The sequence below is a fragment of the Streptococcus australis genome (assembly GCF_015553625.1).
Lineage (GTDB): Bacteria > Bacillota > Bacilli > Lactobacillales > Streptococcaceae > Streptococcus > Streptococcus australis_B.
Genome location: NZ_JADNGY010000004.1, coordinates 132357 through 144712, shown reverse-complemented (window position 1 = coordinate 144712; position 12356 = coordinate 132357). Strand labels below are relative to the sequence as shown.

Below are 12356 nucleotides of genomic sequence, written 5' to 3'. Positions count from 1 at the left end.
TCTACTACTGTGTCGTAAGCTGAATCAACTGGTTCTTTATCCATATCAGTTACAGAAGTTTTAAGCTCATTTCCTTCCGTATCTTTATAGTGTACATAGACACTTCCATTCACTTCTTTATAGACATAAGTGATGGTTGATCTTGGTTTATCAACCTTACCTGAAACTGGATCAGATGATTCAAGGTGACCATTTTCATCAACCTTACCTACAGGATAATCACCTTTTGGTACAATCTTATATGTCTTACCATCTTCTGCCTTGATGAAGTTAGGTTTTTCACCTTCCTCAGTAGTGTCATATGGTGTATCATATGGTGAATTTGGTGTATCTTGACGAGGTTTTTGAATCTCTTTACCGTTTTCGTCTACATAAGTAATAACAACTTCACCTACTTTAAGTTTGTAGATGTAAGTTACATTCTTATCCTCTCTAGCAACTGCACCCGTTGTTGGGTCTGATGATGTAAGATGTCCTTGGTCATCAACTTCACCTACAGTGTAGTTACCAGCTGGGACCAACTCGTAAGTCTTACCTTCGAATTTAATCTCGTTTGGACGATTGTCTACAACTGTATCGTAGGCCTTATTAACTGGTTGAGCTTTTTCATCGGTTACATCTGGCTTAATAGTCTTACCTTCTGTATCTTGATAATGCACGTAAACATTACCTGTAGCATCTGTTTTACGGTAATAGTGCGTTACATCGGTAGAAATTTCTTTAATGGATGGAAGAGAATAGTTATTAAAGAATGATGGATATCCAGACGCTTTATCTCCTGGTGTGTTCCCACCAATGATATTGGAAGTATTGTTTCGAACGGGATCGACATCTGCTGAAAACTGTGGTGAATCTGTAAAGGCATCCCCAGTGGCCTTGTTGAACCAACCACTCAAGCGCACATTCCCATTTCCACCATCCGTATAAGTTGCTACTTTAAGATGGTATTTTCCATCCTTACTGTCAACATATCCGACCTCTTTAGGTTCAGTTGCTGTTCCAGCAGGTGTTGGCTTAGCTCCTGGCTTAACCGGATCTGAGGTATACAATAGTGTATAGTTGGTTAAGTCAAGCGTATTTACATCTGTAGATGGATTATACGATGCCACTTTTGATGGGTCTAAAGCGTACAATTTGACAACTGATGTACCGTCTTTATCGACTTGCTCTACAATCCGTTTGACATAGTAGTGAGCACGTCCACCTTGGAGTTCTAGGTATTTAGCTCCGACACCACCTAGAGAACCTGCCATATCCTTTTCAGCATCCGTACGTACGAACTCGTAGCCTTCAAATGAACGCGGATTAGATGCCTTGTAGTCTTGGCTTTCAATACCTGTCTGGCTGTAGGAAGCTAATTCTTTATTCGTACCTTCTACTTTATAGTGGGTAGTATGGGTTACTTTTTCAATTGGGATAACTGTTTGAACATTTGGTTTTGTTTCTCCAACATTTCCTGGTTTAACCGTATCACGAATTTGAAGAATGTGGTGTTTATATTTATCATCAGAAGTTGGACCAGCTTCACGGTTATTGGTCCAAGTTCCTAGGATTTGCGAAGATTCCCCAGTAGTATAATCAAATTGTGGGGCATAAGTAGGATTTTCTTTCACCAAGGTGCTAAATTGGAACGTTGAATTGGCAGTCATATCCAATGTTTCTACTTCTTTGCCAGTAGCTTTTTCTACTAAACGAGCGTGAACAGTTGGCGTCTGTGTCGTTCCTACAGTAGAGCGATCTACTGAGAAGGTTACATAATAGCCACCATTGTTATAGGTAACACCACCTTGATTAGCTGCACCTTGCCAGTTTTGAAGATCCCAAATAGAATAAGTATAGCGATCTGCATTTGGATCCAATTGATAATTTGTATTGTTCCATGCTGGATCCTCAATTGAAGCTCCATTTGGTTCATCCATTATTGGAGAAACAGATGGTGCTGTCAGAGTAGTTGAAGTTGAAAGAGCATCCAACTGAGCAGAAATTGCAGGTGCACCATTAACGGTTGTGTTTCCATTGAAACCTGCCGCCTTCAAGGTTTCCATCATGTCATCTACTGACTTGTTCAAGCGTGATCGTTGCTCAGCATATGATGGAGCATTCTCACCAGAATTGGTCGAAGCTTCTTTTGCTGGCAATTCAGCTTGAACTTTTGCAACAGCCTCTTTGATAGCAGCTTTCTGTTCTGCATTTTGATGATTGGAAGCATATTTTTCTGCTATCTGATTCAATAATGCAGCCTCAGAAGCATTTTGTTCCAAAATAGCTTTATCATCCGATGCTACAGCACTTTCATTTTGAGGGGCTGAGACTTCTTTAGAAGCTGCTTCAGTTGAAACGGATGGAGCACTCACTGCTGTAGAGGAAGAAACTACTTCGTTTCCTACTTCATCCGCAAACGTAGTATTTGCAACTGTAGTAGCACTTAGAACTGCTGCTGCCACTACGATCCCTTTTAAGAGGTGACGGCTCTTAGCAGAAACAGCATCTTCACGAACCTCAGCAACAACAGTCTCTTCGACTTGACCTCGGATCACTTTGAGCAAACCAAAATTTGAAGTGGCTGCACGCAACCAGTTCTTACCCGACTTGATCAATTTGAAACGAGTCACTCGATCAGTTTCACGGAATTCTCCGTTTGAACGTTTAAAAATCATTTGATTCTCCTTTTTTTAGTTTTTCAACTATATTATACCCTTTTCCTGTACTTATGCAAGCGTTTTAATATCTATTGAATTTATCATCAAGGTAGAACCTTCTAAATCATTCAAAAAAAGAAAAAAAGCTACCCGAAGGTAGCTTTGATTTCTAATTAAAGTGAGTTAACATCCACTTTGATACCAGGACCTTGAGTTGTAGTCAAAGTCAAGCTAGTTACGTAAGTACCTTTAGCTGTAGCTGGTTTTGCTTTTTGGATAACATCGTTGAAAGCTTTGAAGTTTTCAACCAATTTATCAGCGTCAAATGACACTTTACCGATGATGGCTTGAACGATACCTGCACGGTCTGCACGGTAAGTGATTTTACCACCTTTAGACTCTTCAACTGCTTTAGCAACATCCATTGTTACAGTACCAGTTTTAGGGTTTGGCATCAAGTTACGTGGTCCAAGGACACGTCCAAGACGTCCAACAAGAGCCATCATGTCAGGTGTAGCGATAACTACGTCGAAGTCCAACCAACCATCGTTGATTTTCGCAACAAGGTCATCTTCACCTACGAAGTCTGCACCAGCAGCTTTTGCTTCTTCAGCTTTTGCACCACGTGCAAATACAAGAACGCGAGCAGTTTTACCAGTTCCGTTTGGCAATACCATTGCACCACGGATTTGTTGGTCAGCTTTTTTCACGTCGATGTTCAAGTTATAAGCAACTTCTACAGTTGCGTCAAATTTTGCAAAGTTAGTTTCTTTTGCAAGAGCTACAGCTTCTTCTACGCTGTATGCTTTTGTGCTGTCGATTTTTTCAAGTGCAGCACGAAGTTGTTTGCTTTTTTTAGCCATTTTATCTTTCTCCTTGTAATGTGGTCATATCGATTTTCATCTCCCACGTCACTCGTCTCATGATCAAGTGTATTGCGGGCAAATAGGATTGTTACAATTAGTCAGTAACAGTGAATCCCATAGAACGAGCAGTACCTTCGATCATACGCATTGCAGACTCAATGTTTGCAGCGTTCAAATCTGGCATCTTAGTTTCAGCAATTTCTTGTACTTGTGCACGAGTAACTGTTGCAACTTTCGTTTTGTTAGGTGTACCTGATCCTTTTTCAACACCTGCAGCTTTTTTCAAAAGAACAGCAGCTGGTGGTGTTTTTGTAACGAAATCAAATGATTTATCTTCATAAACAGTGATCACAACTGGGATAATCATACCAGCTTGGTCAGCTGTACGAGCGTTAAACTCTTTAGTGAATCCCATGATGTTGATACCTGCTTGACCAAGTGCTGGTCCAACCGGTGGAGCTGGAGTAGCTTTACCAGCAGGGATTTGCAATTTTACAAGTTTTTCGACTTTTTTAGCCATTTCTTAAATCCTCCTTTGTGGTTTTGGCGGTAATTACAGATTTTTACCTCCCACAAGTATGCTCTGCGCATACCTTTCTATTATACACTATTTTCTTCCGAATGCAAGAAAAAATTTCATTTCCATCACACTTTTTTTACTTTTGTGATAAAATGGAGGTATGTTAATAAAAGTTGCTTCCCTTGTATTTATTTTTTTGACCCTGATTCTCAGTGGGATTATTATTCGAGTCTTTAAACTGCGTCGATATGGTTGGAATTTTGCCGACCTGGCTTTTCCTCTTTTTGCGCTAGAATACTATTTAATTTCAGATGCGGCTTACTATCATAATTTGTTGCCACAATTGTTATTGGCCTTGTCCCTTTTAGCTATTGGCTTAACCATTTATTTTTTGAAAAAGAGACGTAGTTTTTACTATCCGAAATTTTTTAAGTACTTTTGGCGAGCAGGCTTCCTCATTACCTTCTTCCTTTACCTCATTATGACGATCAGTCTCTTCATCTGATCTATAGCAACAATAAAACGGTATGAACTAAAATCATAGTTCATACCGTTTTTCTATTTGTTTCTGGACTTATGCAGATGGGTCACTATGGAATAAATAAGACGATTCATCAACCATAAGACTCCTTCCATGACCAGTCCTAGGACAAGGGTCATGATCCAGCCAGTCAGATGAAGATGGCTGAGATTAAAAATGGAAGAAAATACAAAAACCGACAGGTAAAATCCAGCTATATTCAGAAGGATGATGCCCAATTTTACATGATTAAAGGGAAGGCTGAGTTGGTATACTTTTGTAAAGCCAATCAATGCCAGCAAGTAGATAGAGATGGTCGAAATTTCTCCCTGACTTAATGCAAGGAAAGGACCCAGAACCACAAGGAAAAGGACTGATATGAGATTGGTCAAGGCAGCTGGAAGAGCTTGCTCTATCACGGTTTCAATAAAGTCTCCTTCTATCCGGGCACGATTCTTCTCCAAGGCCAGCAAGAAACCTGGGATTCCAATGGTAAATCCACTGATCAAGGACATCTGAGAAGCCTGGATGGGATAGGTGAAACTAAAGAGAATGGCCAAAATAGCCAATAAAATTGAAAAAATATTCTTGACCAAAAAGAGACTCGCAGAACGTTGAATATTGTTGACCACTCGGCGACCTTCATCCACAATAGATGGCATGTGAGAAAAGTCCGAATCTAAAAGCACAACCTGGGCCACCTTTTTGGTCGCATCATGTCCCGTATTCATGGCAATACTACAATCAGCCTTTTTCATAGCGAGGATATCATTGACCCCATCTCCTGTCATGCCAACCTTATGACCATCCGCCTGCAAGCTCTCTACGAGGATTTGTTTTTGTTCTGGACTAACTCGTCCAAAGACGGTGTAGGTCCTGGCTGCCTCTACCATCTCCTCACGCGTCTTGAGCTGACTCGCATCTACGACCCGATCCGCATCTGGAATACCTGCTTTTTGAGCAACGGCAGCAACTGTAACAGGATGATCCCCTGAAATAACCTTGATGGTCACCCCTTGTTTTTGGAAATAGGCGAAGGTTTCAGGAGCAGTCGACCGAACAGGATTCTCCAAGACTATGGCTAGAAGGGGAAGGACTGGAGCTTCTAATACTTCCGTCAACTGCTCCCCCTGGTAATGCCCCAAAATAAGGACACGCGCTCCTCGTTCAATCTCTCGTTGCCACACTTCTTGGTAAGCATGGAGATCATCTCTGAGCAAGACATCCGGCGCCCCTAACAGGTAGATCCCTTCTTGGAACTGAAGTCCCCCGAATTTCTTCTTAGATGAAAAAGGAAGGCGGTCTTGAACGGGCCATACTTGGGCGGGTTGGACGGAGTGAGACTTGCGAATGGCCGTAATGGTATCATTTTGATCTTCACTTGCTTGGAGATAGTGACTTAATATTTCTTTGCCTTCTTTTTCAGCTAGTGCCAAGGGGAGGAGCTCACTTACCTGCATCCTGTGTTCGGTAATTGTTCCCGTCTTGTCTAGACAGAGGACGTCGATACGGGATAGGGTTTCAATCCCCTTCATACTATTGAGCAGGACCTTTTGAAGGGCTAAACGGGTTGCTCCTAGCACCAAGGCCAGAGTCATTAAGAGGTAGAGTCCCTCTGGGATCATCCCAATGATGGCACCGACCATAGAGGTGATGCTAACTTTGAGGGATTCTTGATTTCCTAGATAACTCTGCAAGAACAAGAGCAAGCCAATCGGGATGAGAATCATTCCGATCATTCGGACAAGGCCGTCCACTGCATGAACCATTTCAGATTCTTCGTGTCCCTTGACTCTTTTTGCGGAGATACTCAGCTGATTAATATAAGACGAATCTCCTACTTGTTCCAAGACAGCAACTGCCTGGCCTGAAATGACAAAACTTCCTGACATGAGTTTCTGATTCTCTCCTTTAGGGATTTCATCTGCTTCACCTGTTAATTGAGACTCATCGACCATGATCGAACCGTCTAGAACTTTGGCATCTGCATAGATCTGATCCCCTGCTTGGAACAAGACGACATCCCCCTCTACCACCTGGTCGACAGGAAGGTCCAGTCGTTCTCCCTCACGAATCACTCGAGCTTTCTCCACTTGAAGAAGGCGCATCTTATTCAAAATCCGACGGGACCGCAATTCTTGAACAATCCCGATCAAGGAGTTGACGACGACAATAGGAACAAATAACATATTGTTCCAAGACCGTACTAATACCAATAAGATAGCTAAAATACCAAAGACCAGGTTGAAATAAGTAAAGACATTTGAATAAACAATCTCTCTCGTCGACTTTTCCGCCGTGATGGTTACTCGATTTTGTTTGCCTTGTCTGATTCGGCTTTGGACTTGCTCATTCGTTAGCCCGCTATATCGCTTCTCTTCCATATATACTTCTTTCTTTTATCTATATCCAGTTTAGCAAAAAGGCTGTCTTCTTGCTTGGAACTAGAGACCGAAGATTTTTTATACCTACTCGTGGAGTTCCAGAGGCAAGCCATCTGGATCAAAGAAGAAGGCCATTTTGCGCCCATCAAAATCATCCACTCGTAGCTCTGTATGGGGGATTCCTAATTGGTCAAACTCTACTAAACAGGCTTGAACATCTTCTACTCGAAAAGCCAGATGACGAAGACCTGTATGCTCTGGATGAGGGAGAAAGGGTCTCTTTGGGGCATCTGGTTTGATAAATATTTCCAAGGTCAGATTTCCCTTTCGAATATTAAAGAGAATATCCTGCTTTTCTGGCCGATGGTGTTCGTCTAAAGGTTCAAAGCCCAATTTATCTACATAAAATTCTCTGGTTTTGTCATAATCGTGGCCAATAATGGCAATATGGTGAATGGTATCGAGATGCATCTGGCTATCCTTTCCTTTTTATCGTAAAGAAAACCTGCCCCTTGTACAGGCAGGTTTTTGCTATTGTCAAATATCTCATTCCTTCTTCGTTTAAAGAAAGATTAATTGGTCTGCAAGACCTTTCTTGGCTTGGTTCCTTCAGCTGGTCCGATGACACCTGCTGCTTCCAAGTCTTCCATGAGGCGAGTCGCCCGATTAAAGCCAACTGATAAGCGACGCTGAATCATCGACGCACTGGCTTTTTGGGTCTCGATCACGAGCGCTTTGGCCTCTTCAAAGAGAGGATCGCCTTCATCAGAGCCACCCATACCACCATCAAAGTCCGACTCTGATACTTCGCCTGGATCAAAGGCATCATCATAATCAGCTTCTGCCTGCTCCTTGACAAAGTTGACAATCCGTTCCACATCGTCATCTGAGATAAAGGACCCTTGTAGACGAATCGGGTGGTTTTCATCAATCGGTTTAAAGAGCATGTCTCCGCGACCGAGTAGTTTCTCTGCCCCATTTTCATCCAAGATGGTCCGTGAGTCGGTCCCAGATGAAACCGCAAAAGCGACACGGGAAGGTACATTGGCCTTGATCAAACCTGAAATAACATCAACCGATGGCCGTTGGGTCGCAAGGATCATGTGGATCCCTGCCGCACGCGCCTTCTGTCCAAGACGAATAATAGCATCTTCCACTTCTTTACTTGCCACCATCATCAAGTCTGCCAACTCATCGACAATGACCACAATCAATGGAAGTGGTACTTGCTTCATCTCAGACTGGGTATTGTACTCCGCAACCTTGGCATTAAAGCCAGCAATATTCCGAGCACCCACTTTCGAGAAGAGTTCGTAGCGATTTTCCATCTCATCGACAACCTTTTGTAGGGCCCGACTGGCCTTGCGTGGGTTAGTCACAACTGGAATCAAGAGGTGAGGAATATCATTATAGACAGAAAGCTCCACCATCTTTGGATCGACCATCATAAATTTGACTTCGTCCGGACGGGCCTTCATCAAGATACTCGAAATGATCCCATTAACCGCAACCGATTTACCAGATCCGGTAGAACCAGCTACCAAGAGGTGGGGCATCCGGGCCAAATCAAAGGTCCGAGCTGAACCATCTACAGCCTTCCCAAGAGGAATCTCAAGGAGTTTAGCTGGGTCTGTTTTGGACTGCTCCCACAATTCACGGAAGGAAACGGTCGCAATCTCTGAGTTGGGCACTTCAATCCCGACCAGAGACTTCCCTGGAATCGGTGCTTCGATCCGCACATCCTTGGCCGCAAGGGCTAAGGCCAAATCATCTGCTAGGTTGGAGATGCGGTTGACCCGCACACCGACAGCCGGCTTGACCTCATATTTGGTGACAGAAGGACCGATTTCCGCCCGTTCCACTGTCGCCTTGATGTTAAAGCTTGCAAAGGTTTCTTCCAAAATGCGGATATTTTTGCGAACGATGTTCTTCTCTTTGGATTGGTTTTTCGGTTTGTCAGGTGCGAAGAGATCAATCGTTGGAAGTTTGTACTGAAGGAGTTCCTTAGGTGTGAAGTCCACAGTGACTTCTTCATCCACATCCTCCTCAGGAAGTTCTTCCATTTCCTCTGGATTGTCTTCTGGCCAGTCTTCCGAATAACCTTCCTCTTCATTTGGTAGATAGATTTGAGGGTAGGACTCCTCTACAAGCTCTTCTGCTTCGATCACAGGTTCCATGACCTCACCTGTCTCAAGATCTACAGGATAGCCTTCTGTGCTCATGGGACTAGCTTCTGCAAGTTGCTCGATGCGGGCAGCTTCCTCTGCTTCTGCTTGAAGGGCCTTCTTCTCTTCACGCTCGACAAAGCGCTCTTGACGACGAATTTCCCGTTTTTCCATAAAGGAGTGAAAAGCTGCGACAGCCTGCTCATACAAGTCATAAACCGAATAAGAGCTCATCAAGAGAAGCCCTAGTACGATCAAGAGACCTCCAATAAAGTAAGTCCCAATGTTCGAAAGCAAGAAGGCAATCGGCGTGTACAGGATGGCACCAAGCAAACCTCCTCCTGCAAAAGAAGAGACGCGAAGATGTACAAGGTCCCCTAAGATACGTGATAAGGTTGGCCCCACAGAAGAGCCTTCAAGTTTCAAGAGGGAGACAAAGTAAGCTTGATAGATCAATAGTAAGCCTGCAAAAAGACTTAAAAAGCCAGACAAGGTTCCCTCATGCTTCTCAATCCATTTGAAAAAGAAGAGGTAGACAATAACAGCCGTCATTGCGACGTAAGCCAGACTACCTACCAAGAGCCGGATAAGGTTGTAGGTCACTAAGCCTAAGGCTCCTAATCGTAAAAAGGCGAAAATGAAGACGAGAGTTAAGACAATCGTCATGATCATTCGGCGAATTGCTTTTTTTCTTTCTATTTCTGCTTTAGACAGTCGTCTCGTCGACCGTGTTTTTTTTGATTGATTATTGTTTGCCATAACCCTTATTATACCACATTTCTAGACTAGTTCTCTAGTAAAATCCTTTTCTGCGATTTACGAAAGCAACAAGAAAACAGTACCACTCAGATACTGTTACTTATAGATTTTTCTTGGGATGGCGGTCGATGATGGCTTGATGCTCTTCCAACGCTTGCTTTCCTTTCTCCGTCAACTGATAGCCCCGAACCGAGAACTCTTGTGCCAACTCTTCTTCGGTAAAGTGATTAGCCAGAGCTTGGTTCAAATCGGCCGCTTTCATCTTGGACAAGCCAGCGACTCCTTTCTTTTTGAGAATGGCTTTTTTCATGGTCGCATTGATGTGGTCCAGCGAATCAAAAGCTGATTCGATATAAGCATACCCCTTATCCACCAAAACTTTCACATGTTCCGGCGCATGAATCCCATAGGTGTATTCAAAGTACTTGGGAAACCAAGTCTCAGTCGTAAATGTTCCAAAATGGATCCGCCACAAGAGAATGATATCCCCCGCAAGTAATCCGTCTTTGAGGAGCTCCATGTTTCTCTTCGAAACGGGCTTAGGGTCCAACAACCAAGCTCCCAAATCCCTATCAGGCGAAATATAGGGATTCACCTCATGATTTACATAATATTTTTCTAATATATCTGAAATAGTAGGCATCTGTTTCTCCATTTTAATCCTATCTCTCTTGAACTATTTATACCTTCATTTGGAAAAATTCTGTTTTGATTGGAGGATTTACAGATAATTCCCCTCATCCTTCAAGTATTGTTGAGCCTTTTGAACAATATAGAGCGACTCATCTTCTGAAATCAACTTACGAAAAAGCTCCTTCGCTCTATGCTTATCTCTTTTAAGAGTGGCATTCAAGGCTTGGTAGTAGATAATTTCCAACTGCTGGTACTTGAAGTCATTGCTTAAGCCTTCGAAATAATCATTACTTTGATGCGCAATGGTTAAATCATAAAGAGCGAGACAGACTTTTTTCGTTTTCTCAGCTAGTGTGGGCTCTGTGATGGTCAATTCATTCAACTGAGCCTCTAACTCTTTTCTGGACAAATCAGGATCTGTCAGCACAATCGAACGAATAAGATAACTTTCAAAAAAGTTCTTATATTTCTGCGGTAATTCCCTCTGACTGATTGCTTCTCTAGCTTCCTTGATGACAATATCAAAATCTCCCATCATAAAAGAATAGGCGACCGATGTCAGCTTAATATCAATCTGTAAAATGGGCTTTTTCACATTCTTGTTCAACTGAAGGTATTGCTGCCAAAAAGCTAAATCTAAGTCTACATGCAGCAAGGTGTTGCATTTGTTCGTGTAGCTCTTCTTGAGCCATTGGATGAATAAAAACAAGCCTGCAAGGACCAAAAAGAGGGCAGTAGTCTGAAGAAGAGTATCTCTGACCACTAACCCAATGCAAATAATGAGAAGCATTGCCAAAAGGCCAGCAGATCTAGTATAGAGTCTATAGTTTTTGCGTAGAGTTTTATACTCCAATTTGTAACCTCCCATTCATGATACGGTTTTTGAGGGAATTCGTTCATTTTCCAACAAAACGACTTACCTCCCATCATACCTCATTTTTCATAGGCCCGCAAGCTGAATATCGCCTCATCCAAAGGATAGATTTGAATCAAATGGAAAATTAAGGTACAATAGAGGGTAGACTAATGTGTTGAAAGGATTAATATGAAAAAATTAATTGCCCTACTTGTATTTTCCGGTTTAGCTTTGGCAGGATGTGGCTCTAATCAATCAGATACAAAGACATCCTCTAGCTCGGCTTCAGAAACTAAGCAATCAACTACTTCTAGCGTAGATGCTAGTGAACAAAAGAAATTAGATCAGCTTCGTAAGGATATCCAAGATGCGATGACCAATGAAAATGCGGTCTTTCCTCAGCTCTCCAACGAAGTTGCTGAAGATGAAGCTGTCGTGAAAATCACGACCAACAAAGGGGACATTACCGTTAAGCTCTTTCCGAAATACGCACCTTTAGCCGTTGAGAATTTCTTAACCCACGCTAAGGATGGCTATTATAATGGCCTCCTCTTCCACCGCGTGATTAATAACTTTATGATCCAAACAGGAGATCCTAAAGGAGATGGTACAGGTGGTGAGTCCATTTGGAAAGGAAAAGATAGCTCTAAAGATTCAGGAGCAGGCTTTGAAAATGAATACTCTCCTTACCTCTACAATCTTCGTGGTGCTTTAGCCATGGCCAATTCCGGTCCAAATACAAATGGTAGCCAATTCTATATTAACCAAAATAAAGAAGACTGGTCCAGCAAGCTTCCAACTGAGCGCTTCCCTGCTAAAATCATCGAAGCCTATAAGAATGGTGGAAACCCTACCCTTGATGGTGGGAACTACACTGTCTTTGGACAAGTCATCGACGGCATGGATGTAGTCGACAAAATTGCCGAAGTTGAAACGGACGACAAAGACAAACCAAAAGAAGATGTCAAAATTGAAAAAATGGAAATCGTAAAAGACTACGATTTCAAGAAATAA

Annotated in this window: 10 protein-coding genes; 2 read left to right on the top strand and 8 right to left on the bottom strand. The window is 42.5% G+C overall.

The genetic code is table 11. The features are described 5' to 3' along the window. The 3 genes from I2D56_RS04875 to rplK form a co-directional block, all read right to left on the bottom strand. A partial coding sequence (locus I2D56_RS04875; protein WP_195348089.1) for an accessory Sec-dependent serine-rich glycoprotein adhesin occupies positions 1-2657 on the bottom strand: 2657 nt, incomplete at its 3' end. A 155-nt stretch (positions 2658-2812) separates the two neighbouring features. Beyond that, a complete protein-coding gene (gene rplA / locus I2D56_RS04870) occupies positions 2813-3502 on the bottom strand; it encodes a 50S ribosomal protein L1 (protein WP_006595851.1) in 690 nt (229 codons plus the stop codon). A 97-nt stretch (positions 3503-3599) separates the two neighbouring features. Beyond that, positions 3600-4025, bottom strand: a complete 426-nt coding sequence (gene rplK, locus I2D56_RS04865) for a 50S ribosomal protein L11 (RefSeq protein WP_006595850.1) — start codon at positions 4023-4025, stop codon at positions 3600-3602. Between the two features lie 160 nt (positions 4026-4185). Here rplK and I2D56_RS04860 point away from each other — a divergent pair, with 160 nt between their 5' ends. Further along, positions 4186-4530 (top strand): DUF3397 family protein, encoded by a 345-nt coding sequence (locus I2D56_RS04860; protein WP_006595849.1) that lies wholly within the window; start codon positions 4186-4188, stop codon positions 4528-4530. 53 nt (positions 4531-4583) lie between these two features. Here I2D56_RS04860 and I2D56_RS04855 read toward each other — a convergent pair whose 3' ends face one another. The 5 genes from I2D56_RS04855 to I2D56_RS04835 all read right to left on the bottom strand — a co-directional run bounded on the left by I2D56_RS04855 (position 4584) and on the right by I2D56_RS04835 (position 11339). Beyond that, the gene (locus I2D56_RS04855) at positions 4584-6929 is read right to left on the bottom strand and encodes an HAD-IC family P-type ATPase (RefSeq protein ID WP_006595848.1); all 2346 of its coding nucleotides are present in this window, start codon (positions 6927-6929) and stop codon (positions 4584-4586) included. Positions 6930-7013: 84 nt separating this feature from the next. Beyond that, a complete protein-coding gene (locus tag I2D56_RS04850) occupies positions 7014-7400 on the bottom strand; it encodes a VOC family protein (protein ID WP_006595847.1) in 387 nt (128 codons plus the stop codon). Positions 7401-7501: 101 nt separating this feature from the next. Beyond that, positions 7502-9853: a DNA translocase FtsK gene (locus tag I2D56_RS04845; RefSeq protein WP_006595846.1), complete on the bottom strand. Its 2352-nt coding sequence runs from the start codon at positions 9851-9853 to the stop codon at positions 7502-7504. Between the two features lie 100 nt (positions 9854-9953). Next, entirely contained in the window at positions 9954-10496 is a 543-nt protein-coding gene (locus tag I2D56_RS04840; protein ID WP_006597182.1) for a hypothetical protein, read from the bottom strand. A gap of 78 nt (positions 10497-10574) precedes the next feature. Beyond that, on the bottom strand, positions 10575-11339 hold the full coding sequence (locus I2D56_RS04835; protein ID WP_195348088.1) for a hypothetical protein: 765 nt from the start codon (positions 11337-11339) through the stop codon (positions 10575-10577). A 192-nt stretch (positions 11340-11531) separates the two neighbouring features. On the opposite strand from I2D56_RS04835, the gene I2D56_RS04830 reads away from it, so the two are divergent. Then, on the top strand, positions 11532-12356 hold the full coding sequence (locus I2D56_RS04830) for a peptidylprolyl isomerase (protein WP_126404655.1): 825 nt from the start codon (positions 11532-11534) through the stop codon (positions 12354-12356).